We start from the raw sequence: 19,483 nt of genomic DNA on the forward strand, positions 1-19,483 counted from the left end.
ATGCGCCGACTTCCAGAGTCGTTCCGTCGATCGGAGTCAGATACGTCTGGTGGAACGTGCGGTCGGTCATCGGTCCGATCGTCTGATCATGTCGGTCGCTGTGGAGGAATGAACGAAGGGCACCGATCGTGTGATCGGTGCCCTTCACGTCATCGCTTCGAGATCAGGCGCGTTCACGTGCGCTGGATCGGGGCAGGACGATGCCGAGGATGATCATCGCGACGGCGAGGAAGGCGTGGAGCACGTTGTCAGCGCTGTTGAGCGGAACGAAGTTCGCCGCGCCGGTCATGCTGGCAGTGAAGAGGCCGTAGATGAACAGCACCGCGTAGATGATGCCGCCGACCAGCAGGTAGAGCCGTGCGCCGCCGGCAGAACGGGCTGCGGCGACGCCGACGATGCCGAAGAGCAAGTGGACGATGTTGTGCAAGACGGATACCTGGAACAGGCCCAGGAGCAGCGCCATGGATCCGTGACCGGCCATCGACATGGACCCCATGTCCATCGTGAGTCCGGGGATGAAGCCGGCGATGCCGACGATCAGGAAGACCACGCCGAACAGAAGGGCGCCCTTCTGGGTGAGGGTGGCGGCGAAGCCGGTACGCGGAGCTGCTGCGTTGCTGGTCATGAGAAGTGCCTTTCGGTGAAGGGGGTAGTGCCGGAGTGCGTGAGCGGTCAGGCGGCTGCTGGGTCGGCCTGCAGGCGTTGACGGAGCGCGATGAGGCCGTCTCGGACGCGCGTTTTCGCCGTCCCGAGCGTGGTGTGGAGGTCGCTGGCGACTTCCGCGGTGCTGCGTTCGCCGAGGTACCGCAGCAGAACCGCGTCGCGTTGCTTGTCGGTCAGCTCAGACAAGGCCTCCCGGAGCTGAGCTCGTGAGAAGTGAGCGTCGAACTGGTCAAGGCTGTAGTCGGTGCTGTGGTGATCGCGGATCCCGAGGCGCAAGTCCCGCCGGCGGGACGCTTCACGGCTACGGATCCGATCGATGGCTCGTCGATGGGCGATTGTGCGCAGCCATGACTCGAGCGTGGCGCGAGTCGGGTCGTACCGGGCCGGATGCTGCCACCACTCGAGGAACGCTTCATGGACGACGTCTTCAGCGAGGTGCCGGTCGATGATGATCGTTCCCACGAAACCGCGCAACCCGGACGCGTGCTGCCGGTAGGCGGCCGTGAACGGGTCGATAGCTGTTGGTTGGTTGCCGGGCATGTGGGGCGTACCGATCTTTCTACTGGTGATGGGTTCACCGTAGGCGTTCGGATCACGACCGGTTTCCCCCAGTCCGGGGACCGCGTCGCACGTCGTCCGGGTACTCCGCGGTCGAACTGGAGCCCGACGCCTCTTCAGGCACCTGCCGTTCGCGCGCTGCCCTGCACCGATCGATCTCTCAGCGAGGCGATGGCATCACGCGCCGCATGGCCACAACACTGTGTCAGGGGTGGCGGCGGATCGCGGTGAGGGTGGTGTCGTCGTCGAGGTCTGGGCCCGCGGCTTCGAGGAAGGCGGTGAGCGCAAGCTGCAGGTGCGTCGCTGTTCGCAGTTCGATGGCGAGTTGCGTGAGTGTGTGCATGGACGCGTCGGGGAGCTCGAACAGGCCATCGCTGACGATCAGGAGCAGCTCCCCGGGGGTGAGATGGAGGATACGGGGCAGGCGAGGTATCCCGGCGGGTTGCAGGCCGATCGGGAAGTCCGCCGATGGGATCCGTTCAACGGCACCGGTTGTGTGGGCGTGCGCGGTGAGGCCGTGGCCCGCGTCGACGAACTCGATCCGTCCATCCCGGAATCGCAGCCGGGCGTGGAACAAGGTCGCGAACGCGGATGCGCGTTCGAAGTGGTCTCGGGTCGCGGTCTCCGCAGCGTCGACGGCTTCGCCGGGTGGTTCCTGGCGGAACACCTCGAGGCTGCCGAGGAGGTTCGCAGCGAGCACCCCTGAGGCAAGGCCTTTGCCCATGACGTCGCCCACCGTGACCGTGGCGTATCCGCGTTGGCTGTCCACAGTGACATCAGACAGGTCTCCGGAGATCCCTCGCGCAGACCGTGCCGTGGTCGCGATCGTGTACTCGTCGAGAACGGCGGGTGCAGGACGCATCGCTCGCTGGACCGCGTCGATCCAGTAGGAGTCAGCGCTGTCGAGTTCGTCGTCGCCGGCCTCGCGTGGGGCGCGCGTGTCGGTCGTCATCTCACCCACGCGATGCGTCGTCTCATCTGCTTCCCCCTGCTCGCCGGCATGCAACTCCCGAGATCCTGAAAGCAGCACGGAGCGGGAGGGGTCCGGGATGGTGCCCCTGCGACACCATCCCGGTGGGACACCACGCAAGCAACAGCGGCGGCACCCTGTTGACCCAGGAGCTTGCTCTAACCGGGCTGCGGAGAACATACCCCCGATCGGCGCTGCCACGATGTCGGCATTTCCACCGACCACCGTCCGCTTGTCTGGCGACACAGTTCATGATCCGGCTGGCGCAGGAGGACGGCGTGGGTTGCTGTTCTGATGGTCGGTGGGTCAGTCTGAGGTGCAGGAAGACGCGCTCGAGGGAAACAGGGGTCCCGAATGTTGTCACTGGTGTACGTGAGCACGATGGCTCGCCCGGTCACGGACGAGGAACTCGCGGAGATCCTCGTGATCGCCCGGGAGAAGAACCTGCAGCTCGGGATCACCGGGATCCTGGCCCATCAGGGCAGCAACTGTCTCGGGATCATCGAAGGCGACGACGACGTCGTCCGGGAGCGGTTCGCCGGGATCCGGCAGGACCCACGCCACATCAACGTCCGCGAAGTCGCCGCCGACCAGATCAGTGAACGGGCGTTCCCCGAGTGGTGGATGGCGTTCCAACCCACCGACCCCCTCATCAAAGACATCCCAGGTTTCCTCGACCTGTTCTCCGACCACCCGGCTGCCGTCCCCGGCGGCAGTGGCGGTTCGCGGGCGAAAGCACTCCTGGAGTGGTTCCGGAAGCACCCCCTCGCACCATTGACCGACCAGGGCGTCGGCGATGCGATCGAGCCGCGTCTGCAGATCATCAGCGCCGCGATCATGGTGCTGCACGATGTCGGCGTGGAACGGGCCGACATGGACCAGATCGCCGACACCGCAGGGATCAGCGTCGACGCACTCCGACAACACTTCCCGACCCGGCAGAGCCTGCTGACCGCCACCGTCGACCGGTGGTCCAGCACCCTGTCTCGGCCCTTGCTGCCCATCGCCGAGCAGTACGGCGCGGTCGCATACCTGCACGCGCTGATCGTCGCGTATGCCGAGGAACCCGCACTGATGCGGCTGCTCGCATCAACCCTTGCAGCAAGCTCCGACCCAGCAAACGAGGGTGCGGACTACTACCGCACCCTGTACCTCCGGTTCCGGCAGACCATCCGCACCGCCCTCGAGCACGACATCCGTACTGGTCGAGAACCGAACACGATGGAGCCCGCCCGCGCCACGGAACAGCTCCTCGCCCTCTACGACGGCCTCCGCGTGCAGTCGCTCCTCGTCCCCGGATTCGACATCATCGAAGCCTTCGACCGTGCAGCATCACGCATGCGCCGAGGCTGGTCCGAGGACTACCGCCGTACTGACCTCTTCGAGATCCCACTCGACCGCACCCGCGAACACACTGCACGCCCCGACCTGTTCGGCTCCCAGTAGGTTCGCGCTCCCGTTGGAGGCGCGGGGCGGCCACCGGATAGGTGGCAGCCGCCCCGCTCGCAACGGGAACCACCCCGCTGCTGCTCCACAGTTTGCACCCACCCCCGGCTCGTGCTCGCGGAGGTGTGCGGACAGTTCGGGTCATCCCGCACGTCCCCGGGATAGTGCACACCGCTCAACTCCCCTCCGCGGAGAACGCGAACCGAGACGACGATGAGAGATCCGCGGCGTCGATGCCGCGGAGCGCACCGTCTGCATGGACCTGAGCGGGGTCAATCTCCAGGGGTGCGGGGTACCGGCCGATTCCTTGAAGCTCGGCGGTACCCCAGGTGCGTCGTGCGGACCCGAACTGCCCGGCGGACCTTCCACTATCCGACAGTTGTGGGTCTGTGACCAGTCCGCACCATCGCGGACCCATCAGAACCGGGTTACTGCGTGGGGGTGTCTTCTTCGGGGTTGAAGTGCGAGTCGGTATCGGAGTAACCGGCGGCGAGCCCGTCCGGGTGGTTCGGGATGGTGCTGTCGTCACCGAGACCAGCGGGCTTCACCGTGCCATCCGAGTCGGTGGTGGCCACTTCCACGTCGGGCCCCTCGAGGGCACCGTCATCGTTTGGGACGGAGGGTGGGGTGATGTTGCTCATTGTGTCTCCTGCACTGTTCCGGTTGTGGTGGGGTGGAGGGCTGCGAGGTCGTTGAGGAACCGGGTGATGATCTCCGCGTCCGCTAGGGGAATGGCGGCACAGAGGGCGGCGATGTGCGCGGCAAGTGGGTCGGTGTCGTCTCGATCCGGTGTAGCCAGAGTCAGCTGCACGTAGCTGGAGCGTCGATCGGTGGGGTTTGGCACTCGCGTGAGAAATCCGGACGCCTCCAACCGGTCTAGCAGGCTCGTCATCGACGGCGTGGTGATGCCGAGGTGCTCGCCGAGCTGCTTCGGCGTGCACGGCTCATCCCGCGCCGACGCAGCCCGGAGGTACCGGAGCGCCTCCCGCTCCGTGATCGACGTGTGTCCTGCGGCCGCCCGAGTGCGCTCAAGCCGCGCAGCCGCATACCGGCACCGCTCGACCGCATCGAGCAATGCGGCCACGGGTACAACAGGCGTCTCCGACATGCCCCCACCGTCCAAAATCGGCCGTTCCGCGGCGCTCGGGCGACGAATTACAACAGCCATCCCGCACCTCACAAACTACCTGACCGAACCCGGGTGGTGCTCGGTGCCGTTTACGGGGCTGCGCCGCGGAACCCTAGCCGCTGGCCGTCCGAGCTGCTGCTCGGGTTGGAATCGTCACGCGCACCAGCGGACGTCGTAGCGCGAGGGCGCCTGCCCCCTGACCCGAACCACGGGCAGGCGCCCACACCTCACGTCCTACGCCGAGCAAACCTCACACGGTCACGGTTCTTGCGCAGCACGGATACGTCGTCGTGGCGCGTGCTCCCTGCAGGGCGCGGGAAGCCCGGACGTCTGTCCGGGCCTCGGCTGGCACACTGACATGCGGACGGGCCGCCGCTAGGCGGCCGGCAGCTGCAGGTTGGAGGGCCTGATGGGTGAGGACGGTGCGCACATTCCTGCAGGGGTGCTGCTACTGGAATCAGTGAACCGGCTTCGCGTCGCGGAGACGATGCTCCAGAACCGTGCACGCGCTCGGATGGGCCTGAAGGCAAATGATTTCCAGACGGTGCAGTTCCTCGCCGCGCGAGAAGCCGGCGGCTTCCCCGCGCGCGCAGCAGACCTCGCGGAGGCGCTCGGTGTCAGCAGTGCGGCGGCGACGATGACGATCGACCGGCTCGCTGCACGTGACTTCGCAGTGCGTGAACCCGACCCAGACGACCGTCGATCCCGCATCGTGCGGCTCACCCCGGACGGACAACGCAGCCTCGTCGAGGCGTACGAAGGGCTACCCGCAGCCGTGCAGGAGCTGCTCGACGCGGTGCCGGCCGCGGAAGCCCAGCGGATCGCTGAGCTCGCTGCCGCCGTGCAGCAGGTTGTCGACCGCACCGCGACACACACCAGCACCTCGGCGCAGTAACCAAATAACGCTTCTAGTTAAGGAAGTTAGACGCCAAGGGTCCGGGTTCGTACCCTGATTGCTGTCAGGACTCCCGCGCCCCGGTCGCGACGACGCCGGCGCTTCTCGCCAGCAGCACGACGGAGGTGGTGCCTGACCAGTCACCGTGGCCAGCCTTGCCACGGGGAAGGCCGCTCGGCATGACGCACACCCTCGTTCCTCCCACTGCTACACCTGCGCCCGCGCCCCGCGCGGACCTCAGCTTCACCGCCCACTACGGCGCACAGCGATCACCGCTGACCGAAGTGCAGCACGCACGCTGGACCCGGCGCCTCGCCGTCGTCGCGGTCACGACCGGGCTTGTGTCGGTGACTGTCGCGACGGTAGCCATCGTCGTCGCGAGTGCCTGGTGAGCGCCGGGGCGGCGGCGACGCCGACTGAGCCGATCGACATGGGGCCGCTCCTGCAAGAACCCACGACGGCACCGCTCATGGAAGCAGGCCCCCGGGCGGATCCGCAACAGTGGCATCGCCGCGGTCTGCTGACGCCGGCTGAGGTCCACGCGATCGTCGTCGCCCGCATCAACGACCTCCCCACCATCGTCACAACCACCCCGGCAACAAGCGACGAGTTGATCTCCCCGACCGAGCCGACCTATGGCGACTTCCTCAGAAAGCCCCGCGCATGAGCATCCTGCTGCACCACCCCAAAACCTCTCCCGCCCTCACCGTCACCGTCACCGTCCCATCCACCATGCTGCGGTGGGCTGCCGCCGACGCGGGCTTCTGGGTTGCCGACAGCGGCGGCGCGTTCGCCGGCAGCATCGACCAGCACGGCCAGCACTTCTTCGTCCGCAATGGCTTCGGCGAGTACCTCGGCGACTACCGCACCCTGCCAGACGCGCAGACCGCACTCGACCGCCACGTCCAGACCGCCCCAATCGAGCCGCCATGCTGACCAACCCCGGCGGGCTCACAGACGCGCACCGAACCGTGTTCTACCGACTTGTCGAACTGGATACCGCGCTCCGGCAGCAACCGCTCGGCGGTCAACCCTCGGCGGCGGCCCGCAGCGCGTCGCCCGGAAGCTGGCCGAATTCTGCCTTGTAGGACGCCGCGAACCGGCCGAGGTGCGTCAGCCCGACGGACCGGGCCACCGCTGCCACCGACTCGGCTTCGCCGGACTCGAGCTGCTCCCGCGCCAGCAGCAGCCGGATGCCCTTCAAATAGAACAGCGGCGACACCCCGTGGATGCGTTGGAACGCGCCCTGCAGTCCCCGCACGCTCATGCCCGCGGCCTGTGCGACGTCGTCGACGGTGATCCGCTCCGCGATGTGGTCCAGCAGGAACGCTTCGGCTTTCGTCAACCGGGTGCGCGCCGGTGCCTCACGGCCCTGCCCGACCGGCCAGTGCGGGACCGCGGTCAACAAGCCCGCGGCCGCGAATCGGACAAGCTCCCGCTCCCGCTCCAGCGACACCGGTCCGGTGCTGCCCAGGATCTCGGGAGCGATCGCACGCACAACCAGCCACCACGCCGCGAGCGGCGCCCCTTCCGGCACGTGATGGGGCTTGAACTCCAACGGTGCCGGGTTCCACCCGCCCCGTTCCGCGGCGACCTGCTCGACGGTTTCCCGGTCGATGCGCATCACATCCTTCTGGAACCCCGCCCACCGAAACGACTGCCGGCCCTCCCGATACAGCACCGGCCGACCCCGCAGCAGCGCCTTCCCATCCACGGCGCCACAGCCGGATTTCAACCACGTCACGATCACGGCGTCACCAGACTCGACCTCCCCACGAACGATTCCCGTGCACCGCGTCGATTCCAACGACAACAGCTCCGTCCCCGACACGGTCTCCTCGAACACGAACGGCGCATCATCAACAGCGCCCACCTGCAACCCGTAGGTCAGATGGGTCCGCGCCACAGCATCACGCGCCGCCGCGATCTCCTTGGTCCGCACAGCCAAACGCGTGCGGTCCATCATCAATTCGTTCACATCGTCGATTGTGTCGAACACACCCTCAAAGACGCGGACACGGGAGCGAGGTTCCGGACGCCGCTTGCCTGGGCATGATTGATCCGTCCGAATCACGGTCCCCACCGACGTTGCGTCAACGCACGCCGCGAACCACAGGTCAACGAACTCGGGTGCGGTGCGGTGCGTTTCGCGAGCTTCTTGAGAGCTGGTACGACATACCGGACCGGCCGGAAGGGCACCTCGAGTGCCTGGCGCAAGACCCGGACTGGTACTTGATCAGGCCGGTGCAGGTCCTGTGACCGCCCGTGCGGCCCTTGCCAGGGTGTACGGGTGTGGCGGCGACAGCCGCGCTGGGCCTTTGAGGCCCTCCGGCGGGGGTCCTCCGCCGGGCGGTTTCCGGGTGGGATTGGTGCCGGGGTGCTGTCCCTGAAACACCACCCCGGCCGGGCACCCAGTGTTGCCGAAAGGGGCCCGTGTGCCGTTTGAGAGCATGCTCTACCGGACGACATCTGCACCCTACTGCGTACGCCGCCCGCTTCCCAGCTGCCACTGATCACACCGGCGGTCGCTCGTTCGGTGGGGTAAAGAAGTCGCGGTAACGAACAGGGCCGGCGATGAAGTAGCCGTCACCGGGCACCGACCGCACCACACCGTCGGCGATCAGTGCCCGATACGCGTTCAGGATCGTGTGAATGCTCAACCCAGACGTCACCGCAGCGACCCGGTACGGCGGCAACTGATCACCCTCCAGAAGGACACCATCGGCGATGGCGTCTCGGATGAGCTGCTCGACCCGCTGCTGCAGGAACCCTCCCACTCGACGCGGGCCCGGTAGTACTAGGCAGAACGCGCCAGGCGATGCCGGCGTCACGTCACCATCACTCATACGCCGGCCTCCCTTCGCCCCGTTGGTCGAACCGCGGGGTGGGCTGCCGGATCAGGTAGCAGCCCACCCCGCTAGCAACGGGAACCACCCAGCTGCTGCCACACAGTCTGCACGAACCGACGGCTCGTACCGTGCAACCGATGTGCCACCCATCTTCTCGACGGCGGAAGCCCGCTCCCGTTCGCCGGCCACGCGGGAGCCTGCGCATGCACTGGTGGCAATGGGCACTCCTCGGCACCCTTGCCGCCGTCACGGCAACGCTTCTGGTGGCCGCGCTGACGCTCAAATAGGTCCGGCATGCCGCTACCAGCGAAAGTGGGTTCCCGGGAGCGGTGGAACGTTCGGGTCATCCCGCCACCCCCGGGATAGCGCACTCCCCCACCAGCCTCAAGGCAGGAACGGCAAGTCTCTCGAACGGGAAACGAGTGTCACGCAAGCATCACTGCCGCGGAGCGCTCCGCACAGCATAGGGCCGACCCATCGCCGGCGGAACCCTCTGTCCAGTTCCCCGGAAGAGGTTCGGGATGTCGGCCACGCACCACACGCCACCGACATCCCGCACGCGCCACATCCTGACCCGAACAGGGGGCGCACCATCAACGATGCGACCACGCGCATGTCCTGACAAGTCGGCACTACAGAGGACCCCGCTTCGGCGACGGACCGAACGGGGCATGTCTGGCCGCCACCCGAAGGCGGCCAGACATCCCGGAGCGACACCACGCAAACGCGGTTTCAGCTGCGGAGCAGATACCCGAACCTGCTCATGACCAGAGTCAAACAGCCCTCATCACGCGGATCCATCCCCAAAACAGGGGGAACGGCCGTTCTCTCGCACTGGACTCGACGCGACACTGGTCTGCGCATCTGCCCCGGCAGCCCCAACTCCAGGGCACTCGCTGGAGCCCTCAAGCCGGCAGTTAGGCGCGGGCGGCGTGTGCGGTCTCGGACGGTGTCTCACCGTACTGGGCCCGGTAGTAGGCGGAGAACCGGCCGAAGTGCGCAATCCCACTCGCCGCCGCGGCCGTTCCGACTGGCTGATACGGGTTCGCGAGGATCATCTGTCGTGCCCGGTGCAACCGCAGCACCCGGACTACGAGGGAGGGCGGCATCCCCAGGTCCCGCTGGAACGCTTCCTGCAGGCCCCGTTTGCTGTAGCCGCTCGCCGCCGCGATCTCCGGCGCTGTCAGTAGCCCCCGATACCGCGACCCGATACAGACCAACGCTCGAGCCACCGCCGGCTTCTGCGCGCCAACATCGATCCCCACCGCTGCAAGCTCGTCCGACGGCGTCGACATGAACCGACCGTAGACCCACGGTCACGGATCGAGGAAGCGTCCCCCGAGGACGGCCGCCGCAGCCGGGACGGTTGGCTCGAGGCGGTAGAACGCGCCGACCTCGGTTTCACCGTCGACATCGGTGAGGAAGAACGCTCCGTTCTCGAGAATCACCCGGCCGACGATCCGGTCCGTCAGGCTCTCGATGATGTCCCACTCCGTCTCCGACCGACCCCGCAACCGCAACGCGTTCACACCAACACCCCATCCCTGCCCAGCCGCGCTCTCGGGAACCGGAACAGCATGATGCGCACACACCGTCAACGCCCACCCCGACGGCCCCACCGCGTGCGGACGAAACGACACCGCGACCACTCCCGGGAGCCGGCAATCATGCCAAGCACACCGCACCTCCCAGAGCACTCCCGTCACCACCGCCCCACCCCCACTCCCCGTCATGTACGACATCGCACGTCCCTGACGGACCGTAACTCGCCGCGAGCACTCGGAGCCAACCCGGCAGCACCACACCGACCTAACCGGATACGCCACCACCACCCGTCCCCACCCTCGAGCAACACCGCCCGAAAGCCGATCCGCTACCGCACAGCCCACGGCCAAGTCGAGCTCCTGCGAGAATCCGGGGTTCCCTCCGTGAGACACAGCGGGGAGGCTTCTGGTGCACGCGCTCCTGGTCAGGGCTCGGGGGTGTCGGTCTCCGTCGTCAGTGCGGCTGCGAGGTCGGCTTCCGAGGGCAGGGCAGCGCGTACCGCTGGTGGGAGGAGGTCGTAGCTGGCGACACCAACCGGGGTCTGCTGGCCGGCGAGGGAGTACCGGACGACGGCGTCGTTCTTGTCCGCGACCAGCAGCAAGCCGACCGTGTCGGCGTGCTGGGGTCGGCGGAGCTTGTCGTCGACGAGCGCGACGTAGAAGCTGAGCTGGCCGAGGTACTCGGGCTTGAACTTCCCGGTCTTGAGTTCAATCACCACGTACCGGAGCTGCTCGACGTGGAAGAACAACAGGTCGACGTAGAAGTCGTCCCCGTCGACGTCGAAGTGCACCTGCCGGCCGACGAACGCGAACCCCTCGCCGAGCTCGCGGAGGGTGTCGATGATCCGGTCGACGAGTGCCTGCTCGAGGTGGCGTTCCTTCGCGTCGCCGTCGAGGGCGAGGAAGTCCAACACGTACGGGTCTTTTGTGATCTGCTGCGCCAGGTCCGAGTCCCCCGGCGGGAGGACCTCGGCGAAGTTCGTCGGCGCCGCCTGCAGCCGCGTGTGCGCGTCAGAGCGGATCTGGTGCTCGAGCACGTTCCGCGACCACCCGTTCGCTGCAGCCTGGGCGGCGTACCAGTTCCGGAGCTCATGGTCAGCGAGTCGGTCGAGGAGGACGGTGATGTGCCCCCAGGGCAGTTGTCCAACAGGCTGTTGGACAACTGCATCCGCCGGCCACTCCCCCGCGAACCGGCGCATGTAGAACAGGTTCGCCCGCGAGAAGCCCTTCATCTCCGGGAACTCCGCCCGCAGATCCGTCGCGAGCCGGCCGATGACGTTACTCCCCCACCCCTCGTCGCCTTGGCGCTGCAGGATGGTCGCGCCGATCCCCCAGTAGAGGCGAATCAGTTCCGTGTTGACGCGGCGCTGTGCCGTGAAGCGGGCATCGCGCACTTGCTGCTTCAGCTCGGCAAGAGCAGCCGTATACCCGGACACAACCGGCAACGAATCAGACATCACCACCCAGTCTGCCCGACCTACCGCAGCAAGAACCACGAACAAAGCGTTCTACTGATCAGCTATGCCAGGGTGGAGATGACCCCAAGCGAAAGGCGACCTCATCATGGCGCAGAAAGTCACCACGCACCTCGTCGACGACCTCACCGGCGACACCATCGAAGACGGAACCGGCAAGACCGTGCAGTTCTCGTTCGACGGTGGCCACTACGAGATCGACCTCACCGACGACAACGCCGACGCCCTCCGCGAAGCGTTCTCTGACTACGTCGCCGCCGCACGCAAGGTCTCGGTTCGCGGTGGGCGTGGCAGCTCGAGCAGCAAGCCGCGCAGCAACCCCGACGAGCTCGCCAAGATCCGCGAATGGGCCGCCGCGAACGGCCACGACGTCTCCTCCCGTGGCCGGATCAGCCAAGCCGTCCGCGACGCCTACACCGCGGCGCACTAACTCCCTCAGCGCCCGCAACGGGTGGCGCTTGTCCGATACCGCAGAAGGAACTCCTCGTATGACTCGCTCTCGCCGTCAACACGTCCGCACCGTTCGGAACATCGGCACCGTCGGTATCCTCGCCGGTGGCATCCTCAGCACCACCGGCGCCGTCGTGTGGGGCCTGATCTCTGCCGAGCTCACCGCGCAGAAGATCACCGTCTCCCCCGACAGCAAGCTCCTCCCCGAACGCCCCGTTCGCGGCCCCCTCACCGCCTACGCGCAAGCCGAGATCATCAACACGCACGCCACCGCGATCAGCGACGGGAAAACCTTCGCCGAACTCCCCCAAAACGACCCGAACCGGCCCGTCATCATGAACGCATCGTTCCTGCGGGCATCTCTGTTCACCTCCGTGGTCTCGTTCGGCACCGCCGCATTCGCCATCGGCCTCGGCCTCGTCACCTCCCTGTTCGGCGTCGCCCTCCGCCGCCTCGGGAAGTAACCCCTCCTCGGCACAGCCCACGGTCGGATCGTCATCCACGTGACGATCCGGCTGCATCATTTTGACTGCCGCTACGGCGCACTTATGTCGATGTGTTCCCTGGCGGGCAGCTCCAAGCGCGATTCCATGCGTTGAGCTGCGTGACCCGGTCGGTAGCGAGCCGGTGGTCCCGGTGAAGTTGACGCTGACGGATCAGCCACCGCCCGATCGCAATCCCGTCACTATCGACAACGCGCGCAGCGGGCAGCTGTCCCGCGTGCTGCGTCGACCAGGCCTGGACACGGCGCAGCATCTGGGCGAAGTGCGCATCCTCGCGGCGCTGCCGCGCGGGGTCATCTGCCGGGAGGCGGAGCCGCCACACCATCCCGATTCGTTCGAGCTGCTCCACCCGGGCCGCCAGCAGCGCACCCGTGCGGTATTCGACGCGGCGGGAGTCCACCCACCGCCCCAGCTGCAATCCGTCCGCGGTTGTGAACCAGTGCGGCACCGCCAGGTCCCCGTGATCACGGCTGTACTGCGTCAACGCTGCAACGCCGGCATCCCAAGCGGCGTCGCGGTCACGCACCTGCCAAACGAAGCCGAGATCCACCAACTCCGGCCACAACCGAACCGTGTTCACCGGATCGTTCGCCCATTGCCGACGTCGGGACTGCACCCACGTCCCTAATGGGAACCCGTCCGCGGTCGTGAAAACGTGCGGGACCAACCCATGTCCCTCTGTGCACTGGAATGCCGCGAACGCCGCGATGCCAGTGGTGCGTTCCGACAACGACCAGCGCATCCCGACTGCCTCGAGTCGTTCTCGCCGGTCCGCCGGCAATTTGCCCGCGGCCGCCAACGACCGCTGCCGATGAACCCACGCTCCTAGAGACGCTCCCGCGCCGCGGCAGAACGACCGCGGGATGTCGACGTGCCCGTACTCATCACGGAACGACACCAGCGCCGCGAACATGCTCTCCCACCGCACCGCCAGCACGTCCACGCTCACCATTGTGCCGACCTACGAACGCAAGCGACGATCGCCACATGCTCCAGCCTGCACCCGGTCGACGCTCCCCGAGAAACGGCCCGCATCCGGGATGGCTGATCGTCGGCACCGTTGCCGCAGCGGTCGGTCTCCCCCTGCAATACGCCGCCGTGGCCCAAGCAAACGCCTTCAACCCCGCAACCCAGACCGCAATCGGCAGCACCAATCGGGCCCTGGTTGCCGGCACCATCTGGACGTGGGTAAATACCATCACAACCGCGGCCGGCGTCATCATCCTCGTCCCCACACTACGAAAACGAGGCCGATAGCGCGCTCTTATGTCAGCTCAGGATTTTCGGCCAAATCAGACGCTTTGAGAGCCGCGCGGGCTCCATCGATGAGGTCGTCAAATGTAATTACCTGCACGCGCGACAGATGACTATTGTAGGTCCGGAGTGTAGTAGATACATCTTTGCGAGAGACCTCGCCAGAGACAAAGCCGCTGTGCCCAATCACGACCGTAGCCGAAGATCGCCTCACATCAACCCCGAAATCCTGTGAGATCAACGGGGAGCTCTCATCGAAGGAGCGAAGGTAGTTCATTGCCTGCCCCACGGCCTCATGAACTTCGGAGCCTACAATGTAATGATTTCTGTATTTCTTGATTAGGGCGGGTATCTGTGCCCTCTTGAGTTCTACGACATGAAGCGACCCGTCGGCGCGAAGCAAAGGGATATCGAGTTGATCTAGCACAAGAAAAGAGCGACGGCCAGCCTCACCGATGTACTGCCCGCCAAACAACCACCACTGGCCCTCCAAAGCTTTCTGCAAGTCGTTCTCGCTACTTGCTGGGTCGAGGGCGGCTGCCTCCAATCGATCCAGCGCCGCTGACCTACTCTGATGGGTGAGAAGCGCCGTAGCGGAGGACACCGCGTCACTCCCCACCAGTGCAGCGCGAACTCCAGGCTTCTGCAGTAACTCACTCACCACCGCAACCGCGGTATCACCTTCGCTGGCCAAGGTCCGCGCAAGCAACGCGGAAGCCCGATCGGGAGCGAAGTAGAACGTTCCGTCGTGGGGCAATTCAGCTGTGATTAGGGCCAGAACCGCCTCAATCTCGGCGCCTTCGCATGTCCAAGTATGCTTGGGCTGCTCCTCAAAGTTATAACTGTCGTTGTCTGACTTGCGAATCCAGGTTTTGACAGTGAGCTTCTCGTTAGTGATCTCGCCTGTGTCATCATCGCCATAGCGGAACAACGATGCCGTCTTCCAAGCCCTGGGACCCCGTTTGACCTGCACGTGCGTAACACTCAGCACACCTTGCTGGTCGAGATCACTATTAAGTTGCAGCGCCAGCACCGGGTCTTCGTGAGGTGGATCCCTCATGCCTCATACCGGGCGACGGTAGCTCGAATGAACTCCGCGTGTAGGTAAATGTCATCCACGTTCTCGATGACGTGCTTCGTCTCAACCTTGTTTGAGTCGAACAGGCCGAGGTACTTCTGCTTCTTGCCGTTGAACCAGAGGCGTGCGATCGGCTTGCGGTTGTTGTCGTCGAGCAGTACCGCGAAGTACGACTTCTGGTCGCGGTGCGCGATGCGATCCGGCTTGACCTCGCTGCAGGCGATGGCCTTGACGATCTGGTAGCCCTCGAGCTCCTCGAGCGTCGTCTCGATCTCTGTGTCACGATCGAGGTCGTCTTCGGCGACGGCTGCGCTCGTCATGGCCTCCGCCGGTGCTTCCGCGCCGATGGGTGCGCTGTACGAAGCGCCGAGGGCCGTCTTCAGTCGATCGTTGACCTGCTCGTTGAGAAACTGCTTCGAGGCCTTGGCGACGAGCGCCGTGAACTGCGTCCGCGCCTCCTGCGTGAACCGCCCGTCGTAGACACGTGACGTGAAGAGACGCACGAAGTCCTCCTCCGGCTCACGGAACTGCGCAGCGATTGCCCGCTTGATCGACCCGACGTACTTCAGTTCCTCAGCAGCACTGATCACCGAGTCGAGGTCGAAGACGTCCTTCGTGAGCTTGCTCAGCTCGGGGAGCAGGGTCTCATCGATGTCGGCGAGGTCCAACACCAGGAACGGACGGTCGTCCATCTTGTTCGGTGCATCGAGATCCGTGTAGAAGTTGTAGACCTCGCCGTTCGTCAAGACCGCGATCCGGGCGTTCGTGACGGAGAAGTAGCGGAACAGCTGCGAAGCGTGCTCGATCTTCAGTGGCTCGGTCGACTTCTTGCACTCGATGAGGATCTGCACCTCGCCGTCGCGCATGATCGCGTAGTCGACCTTCTCGCCGCGCTTCACCCCGACGTCGGCCGTGAACTCGGGCACGACCTCCAACGGGTTGAAGACGTCGTAGCCGAGGATCGTCGAGATGAACGGCATGACGAACGCGTTCTTCGTCGCCTCTTCGGTCTGGATGGCCTCTCGCTGGTTCTGCACCTTCGTGGCCAGGGCGGCGAGACGTTCTTCGAACTCCACTGTTCCTCCTCTGTCTACACAGACGTTATTGCAGATGAAGCCGTCTCAGGTTCATTCGATGTCGCCACTTTGAGGGACGAGGACTCACCCCTCGCCCGTTGTGCCACAGGTGTAGTGCTGGCGTATACCCCAGCGCAACGGTGCCTCGGGTGGTCAGTTCGCGTTGTTCTAGGGTCCTGTTCGGTGCTTTTGCCACAGGAGTGTGCGAGGGTCTAGGAGTGGTGCAACACAAGACGCAGACCGTCGCCTATGTCCGGGTGAGTTCGATCGATCAGAACCTCGACCGGCAGTTCGAGGCGATCGGCGACGTCGACCGCGTGTTCGAGGAAAAGATCTCCGGCGGTGCACGCGGCGACCGCTTGGCCCTGGCCGACTGCATCGGCTACGTCCGAGACGGTGACACCGTTCGGGTCGCATCGATGGACCGGCTCGCCCGTTCCCTCGGTGATCTGTGCGACATCGTCGACGAGATCACCGCGAAGGGCGCCTCGGTCGAGTTCGTGAAGGAACAGCAGACCTACAGTCGCGACACCGACGACGCGATCGGCCGACTTATGCTCAACCTCCTCGGCGCGTTCGCCGAGTTCGAACGCACCTTGATCCGCGAACGCCAACGCGAGGGCATCCGCATTGCCAAAGCCGCCGGCAAGTACAAGGGCCGGGGTCGCAAACTCACTGACGACCAAATCACCGAAGCACGCCGGCTCATCAGCACCGGCGTCCCCAAGTCCACCGTCGCTCGAGGGCTCGGCGTCGACCGCACCACCCTCTACCGGATGCTCGCGACACCCATCTCCCCCGCTGCCATCAATACGGCTCCTGGCGACGTCGTCGGCGTGTAACGTTCTGCACCCCTCACTACAGCTCGCGTCCGGTGCGCATGCATCCAACTCGAGGTCGGCAAGCATCGTTCTCGACAAGGAGGGCCGAGTGAGCGCCCACATCCTTCGGCCGATCAATCGCAGCGTGTTGACGGTACTGATCGACAAAGCCAGCAAGTGACCCGGCGCCCCAAGACTTGGACAACGAGTCGGTCACGGTGCCGAGCTCGGGCGGCGCGGCAGCTTCCCGCGGAGGAACCGGTGCGTCCGGCGGCTCCTTACAGCAGTCATCGGCCAGCGGGACGATCCACGTACGCCGACGAGGACCCTCAGTAGCCTCGGCGGTAGAGCGTTCGAAACACGAACACCCAGGCCACGAGGGCAGCCAACCCAACCCCACCGACCCACTTCTCGGTCGCTGCTCCGGTGAACAGCAGCCAGAAGCACAGCGCGGTCAAGAAGCCGGTTCCGATTGCCATCGGGATCCGATATCTCGTGGTCCACGTCTGTGGCGTGGGATCGTCACGCTCGTCAACATCGCTCACGCCGCGAGCGCAGTTCCGGCGGCGACAGAAAAGACGTCAGCGACCAACTCGTGCGGCTTCACGCCTCAACATGTTCGTTGGCGGATCAGCATGAGGGAGGCGCTCGAGCATGTTCCGGCGCAATATGAACGAGTGCGTGTGTTGACGATTCAGTCGGTAGCGATGGGGGTCTCCGCGGAGCAGGAGGCGCAATGGCCGCGTCTCGCAGCCGATGCAATGCTGGCAGCAGAGAAGGACCGCGAACCCGTTCCCGCGGTGTGGTTCAGGACAGATGAAGGAGCGCGTGGGCTGATTCCGGTTTCTGAACTCACTCCCGTGACCTTCACTGACGACGAGGAACAGGCTCGGTTCATCGGGACAGTGACCGCGCTCGGCCCGGACGCCGCTCCATCGACCTGAGCCCGGTCGCCGATCTCTGCCGGACAGTACTCAAACGCGGCTCGGGGATCAGATCAATCTCGTGGTGGCTACCATCGAACGAGACGCCGTGCTCGCCGGTGAGGTCATCGACGAGGCGGTCGTGACTTTCTGCGGCATGTCCGAACGAAGAACCGTCACCGCATCGGATGCGCGTTGACGCAGCGGGGACCGCTATCGCAACGGTTCCGTGCGAAGCGCTCAGCGAGCGTCTGTTCAGCGGATCTGCCGCCGGCTACGCGACCGGTGGAATCGCACCAATGCGATCACGGTCGCGACCATGAGGAGCACGCACAACACCGCAGCCGCGTACGCGACAGCCCGCGCGGCGAACGCGACCGTGTTCTGCCCGTCGTCCCACACCGCATACGAGTACACGCCGAGGTGCAAGAACGGGAACGCCGGCGCCAGCGGGAACGCAACCTGGTCCGCAGCAAACGCCACCAACCCTGCCAGCACCGTGAGCAGCGCCAGGACGGCAACGCTCCGTCGCCCATGCAGTCGCAGACGCAACCGCATACTCCGACGCTACTGGATCACGAGCAACCGCTGCCCGCACAGTACCCGGGCTGCGCGAGCAGCCGAAGTGCGGAGCCGGTTACGGTGATCCCATGACCAGCGGCGCCGCACAACGAGTACTGCGGCACCGGATCGCGATGATGGCCGTCACCCTCGACGGCGCAGCACAGCCGCCGCGGGCCCGGCTGGTGTGGTCGCTCGTCGAGCACGGCGGCCAGCCTGTGAACCCGGACGCTGCCCCGCACGCCACAGCTGTCGACGACATCGACCCGCAGACTCTCGCCGCGATCGCGGACCTCTACGGTGTCCCTCGCGGCTACCTCACCGACATCGGCGGCGACCCCGTCTCCGAACGCAGCATCGACGACGACTTCTTCCGCATCCGCACCACCACGCCCAGAAGCCGGACCGCGCGAACCTACGACACCGTCGCCCGAGCACCGATCCCACAACCAGCACCCGACGAAGTCCGCGCCATTTCAGCCAGAGCCCGTGAACTCGCCGACGTCCGAACGCGCGCTGCCGTCCCAGAAGCGGTCATCACCGCTCTTATCGGCGTCGTGATCGCCGGCGGCCTGGCGCTGATCGGTACGCCCGTCGCGTGGCTGTGCAGCGGCGCGGCGCTACTGGTGTTCACCGCACGAACCGTCTACCTCACCCGCCGCATCTACCGAGAAGCCGGACTCACCGGCCTGCCCGATGCCGCGTTCGAAAACGCCGTGCAATCCGAGCTCCGCGACGTGATCGCTCGCCACTTCCACACCCTCCGGACCACCAGCCGCCTCCCCCTCGAGCAGCTCGTCGCGATCCTCGACAGCACCACCCCCATCGGCACCGTGCAACTCACCGCCCTCACCGGCGGCAACGACCTCCAGCAGCAGCACCTCATCAGCAGCGCCACCATGCAGACACCCCACCACACCGCCGGCCCAACCACCTGAACCATCCACCTACCGGTGGCGCACTACTTCGGCGGCGACCAACTCCGACCGAACGCATGCATCAGCACCACACCCCAGTCCGCATCCTCAACCGTCCCCGTCGACGTCTCGGTACTGAACTGCCCGCGCTCATAAAGCAGCGGCGCATGACCTACGAGGTGAGGGCCGAGCTGCTCGGTCACCCGCCACGTCTTCCGCGCCGCATGCGACGGCACCAATTCGAGCTGCAAACGGTGCCCGTGCACCGACACCGTGGACGGGAGCTTCGGAATACGAGGCGGCATGCGCACAGTCCACGCCCTCCCCCACCAAGCCCCCGCAGACACGCTGACGCACCTGAACAACGAACC

General features: G+C 65.7%; 25 protein-coding genes. 10 read left to right on the plus strand and 15 right to left on the minus strand.

The window, feature by feature from the left end; all coding sequences use genetic code 11:
• Window positions 1–163 precede the first annotated feature (163 nt).
• From OGL88_RS05135 to OGL88_RS05145, 3 genes are all read right to left on the minus strand, one after another.
• Entirely contained in the window at window positions 164–625 is a 462-nt protein-coding gene (locus OGL88_RS05135; protein ID WP_205464314.1) for a DUF4383 domain-containing protein, read from the minus strand.
• 47 nt (window positions 626–672) lie between these two features.
• Window positions 673–1,203, minus strand: coding sequence for a sigma-70 family RNA polymerase sigma factor (locus tag OGL88_RS05140; protein WP_263090225.1), 531 nt, complete (start codon window positions 1,201–1,203; stop codon window positions 673–675).
• A gap of 223 nt (window positions 1,204–1,426) precedes the next feature.
• A complete protein-coding gene (locus OGL88_RS05145) occupies window positions 1,427–2,173 on the minus strand; it encodes a PP2C family protein-serine/threonine phosphatase (RefSeq protein ID WP_263090227.1) in 747 nt (248 codons plus the stop codon).
• 372 nt (window positions 2,174–2,545) lie between these two features.
• Here OGL88_RS05145 and OGL88_RS05150 point away from each other — a divergent pair, with 372 nt between their 5' ends.
• Complete coding sequence (locus tag OGL88_RS05150; protein WP_263090228.1) at window positions 2,546–3,637, plus strand: BLUF domain-containing protein; 1,092 nt, start codon at window positions 2,546–2,548, stop codon at window positions 3,635–3,637.
• A gap of 428 nt (window positions 3,638–4,065) precedes the next feature.
• On the opposite strand, the gene OGL88_RS05155 is transcribed toward OGL88_RS05150, so the two are convergent.
• Window positions 4,066–4,278, minus strand: coding sequence for a hypothetical protein (locus OGL88_RS05155; protein WP_194673838.1), 213 nt, complete (start codon window positions 4,276–4,278; stop codon window positions 4,066–4,068).
• Complete coding sequence (locus OGL88_RS05160; RefSeq protein ID WP_263090230.1) at window positions 4,275–4,745, minus strand: MarR family winged helix-turn-helix transcriptional regulator; 471 nt, start codon at window positions 4,743–4,745, stop codon at window positions 4,275–4,277. The genes OGL88_RS05155 and OGL88_RS05160 overlap by 4 nt, the downstream gene beginning before the upstream one ends.
• 508 nt (window positions 4,746–5,253) lie before the next feature.
• Here OGL88_RS05160 and OGL88_RS05165 point away from each other — a divergent pair.
• The 4 genes from OGL88_RS05165 to OGL88_RS05180 all read left to right on the plus strand — a co-directional run bounded on the left by OGL88_RS05165 (window position 5,254) and on the right by OGL88_RS05180 (window position 6,597).
• The gene (locus OGL88_RS05165) at window positions 5,254–5,661 is read left to right on the plus strand and encodes a MarR family winged helix-turn-helix transcriptional regulator (RefSeq protein WP_186322139.1); all 408 of its coding nucleotides are present in this window, start codon (window positions 5,254–5,256) and stop codon (window positions 5,659–5,661) included.
• Window positions 5,662–5,840: 179 nt separating this feature from the next.
• The gene (locus OGL88_RS05170) at window positions 5,841–6,053 is read left to right on the plus strand and encodes a hypothetical protein (RefSeq protein WP_144757309.1); all 213 of its coding nucleotides are present in this window, start codon (window positions 5,841–5,843) and stop codon (window positions 6,051–6,053) included.
• Entirely contained in the window at window positions 6,050–6,328 is a 279-nt protein-coding gene (locus tag OGL88_RS05175) for a hypothetical protein (protein ID WP_144757307.1), read from the plus strand. Before OGL88_RS05170 ends, OGL88_RS05175 begins: the two co-directional genes overlap by 4 nt.
• Window positions 6,325–6,597, plus strand: coding sequence for a hypothetical protein (locus OGL88_RS05180; protein ID WP_263090237.1), 273 nt, complete (start codon window positions 6,325–6,327; stop codon window positions 6,595–6,597). The genes OGL88_RS05175 and OGL88_RS05180 overlap by 4 nt, the downstream gene beginning before the upstream one ends.
• Before the next feature lie 91 nt (window positions 6,598–6,688).
• On the opposite strand, the gene OGL88_RS05185 is transcribed toward OGL88_RS05180, so the two are convergent.
• The 5 genes from OGL88_RS05185 to OGL88_RS05205 form a co-directional block, all read right to left on the minus strand.
• Entirely contained in the window at window positions 6,689–7,639 is a 951-nt protein-coding gene (locus OGL88_RS05185; RefSeq protein WP_263090239.1) for a helix-turn-helix transcriptional regulator, read from the minus strand.
• Between the two features lie 535 nt (window positions 7,640–8,174).
• On the minus strand, window positions 8,175–8,507 hold the full coding sequence (locus OGL88_RS05190; RefSeq protein ID WP_111085177.1) for a GntR family transcriptional regulator: 333 nt from the start codon (window positions 8,505–8,507) through the stop codon (window positions 8,175–8,177).
• 920 nt (window positions 8,508–9,427) lie between these two features.
• Complete coding sequence (locus OGL88_RS05195; RefSeq protein WP_263090243.1) at window positions 9,428–9,805, minus strand: helix-turn-helix domain-containing protein; 378 nt, start codon at window positions 9,803–9,805, stop codon at window positions 9,428–9,430.
• Window positions 9,806–9,826: 21 nt separating this feature from the next.
• Window positions 9,827–10,159 (minus strand): hypothetical protein, encoded by a 333-nt coding sequence (locus OGL88_RS05200; protein ID WP_263090245.1) that lies wholly within the window; start codon window positions 10,157–10,159, stop codon window positions 9,827–9,829.
• Between the two features lie 320 nt (window positions 10,160–10,479).
• A complete protein-coding gene (locus OGL88_RS05205; RefSeq protein WP_263090247.1) occupies window positions 10,480–11,511 on the minus strand; it encodes a PDDEXK nuclease domain-containing protein in 1,032 nt (343 codons plus the stop codon).
• A gap of 106 nt (window positions 11,512–11,617) precedes the next feature.
• Here OGL88_RS05205 and OGL88_RS05210 point away from each other — a divergent pair, with 106 nt between their 5' ends.
• Window positions 11,618–11,959: a histone-like nucleoid-structuring protein Lsr2 gene (locus tag OGL88_RS05210; RefSeq protein WP_263090249.1), complete on the plus strand. Its 342-nt coding sequence runs from the start codon at window positions 11,618–11,620 to the stop codon at window positions 11,957–11,959.
• Window positions 11,960–12,017: 58 nt separating this feature from the next.
• Complete coding sequence (locus tag OGL88_RS05215; RefSeq protein WP_263090252.1) at window positions 12,018–12,443, plus strand: aromatic ring-opening dioxygenase LigA; 426 nt, start codon at window positions 12,018–12,020, stop codon at window positions 12,441–12,443.
• A gap of 82 nt (window positions 12,444–12,525) precedes the next feature.
• Here the strand turns inward: OGL88_RS05215 and OGL88_RS05220 are convergent, their stop codons facing one another.
• From OGL88_RS05220 to OGL88_RS05230, 3 genes are all read right to left on the minus strand, one after another.
• Window positions 12,526–13,425: a helicase associated domain-containing protein gene (locus OGL88_RS05220; RefSeq protein WP_263090254.1), complete on the minus strand. Its 900-nt coding sequence runs from the start codon at window positions 13,423–13,425 to the stop codon at window positions 12,526–12,528.
• A gap of 321 nt (window positions 13,426–13,746) precedes the next feature.
• Window positions 13,747–14,769 carry a DUF4263 domain-containing protein gene (locus OGL88_RS05225; protein ID WP_263090257.1) on the minus strand — a complete coding sequence of 341 codons (1,023 nt, stop codon included), beginning with the start codon at window positions 14,767–14,769 and terminating at the stop codon, window positions 13,747–13,749.
• A 23-nt stretch (window positions 14,770–14,792) separates the two neighbouring features.
• Window positions 14,793–15,890: a type I restriction endonuclease gene (locus OGL88_RS05230; RefSeq protein WP_263090259.1), complete on the minus strand. Its 1,098-nt coding sequence runs from the start codon at window positions 15,888–15,890 to the stop codon at window positions 14,793–14,795.
• 218 nt (window positions 15,891–16,108) lie between these two features.
• On the opposite strand from OGL88_RS05230, the gene OGL88_RS05235 reads away from it, so the two are divergent.
• A complete protein-coding gene (locus tag OGL88_RS05235) occupies window positions 16,109–16,732 on the plus strand; it encodes a recombinase family protein (protein ID WP_263090261.1) in 624 nt (207 codons plus the stop codon).
• 308 nt (window positions 16,733–17,040) lie between these two features.
• On the opposite strand, the gene OGL88_RS05240 is transcribed toward OGL88_RS05235, so the two are convergent.
• Entirely contained in the window at window positions 17,041–17,190 is a 150-nt protein-coding gene (locus OGL88_RS05240) for a hypothetical protein (RefSeq protein WP_263090262.1), read from the minus strand.
• A gap of 156 nt (window positions 17,191–17,346) precedes the next feature.
• Here OGL88_RS05240 and OGL88_RS05245 point away from each other — a divergent pair, with 156 nt between their 5' ends.
• Window positions 17,347–17,655, plus strand: coding sequence for a hypothetical protein (locus OGL88_RS05245; protein WP_263090263.1), 309 nt, complete (start codon window positions 17,347–17,349; stop codon window positions 17,653–17,655).
• Between the two features lie 234 nt (window positions 17,656–17,889).
• Here OGL88_RS05245 and OGL88_RS05250 read toward each other — a convergent pair whose 3' ends face one another.
• On the minus strand, window positions 17,890–18,192 hold the full coding sequence (locus OGL88_RS05250; protein ID WP_263090265.1) for a hypothetical protein: 303 nt from the start codon (window positions 18,190–18,192) through the stop codon (window positions 17,890–17,892).
• Window positions 18,193–18,284: 92 nt separating this feature from the next.
• On the opposite strand from OGL88_RS05250, the gene OGL88_RS05255 reads away from it, so the two are divergent.
• Window positions 18,285–19,133 (plus strand): hypothetical protein, encoded by an 849-nt coding sequence (locus tag OGL88_RS05255; RefSeq protein WP_263090266.1) that lies wholly within the window; start codon window positions 18,285–18,287, stop codon window positions 19,131–19,133.
• Window positions 19,134–19,483 lie beyond the last annotated feature (350 nt).

Source organism: Curtobacterium sp. RIT-PI-V (genome assembly GCF_025642935.1).
In the GTDB taxonomy this organism is placed as follows: Bacteria; Actinomycetota; Actinomycetes; order Actinomycetales; family Microbacteriaceae; genus Curtobacterium.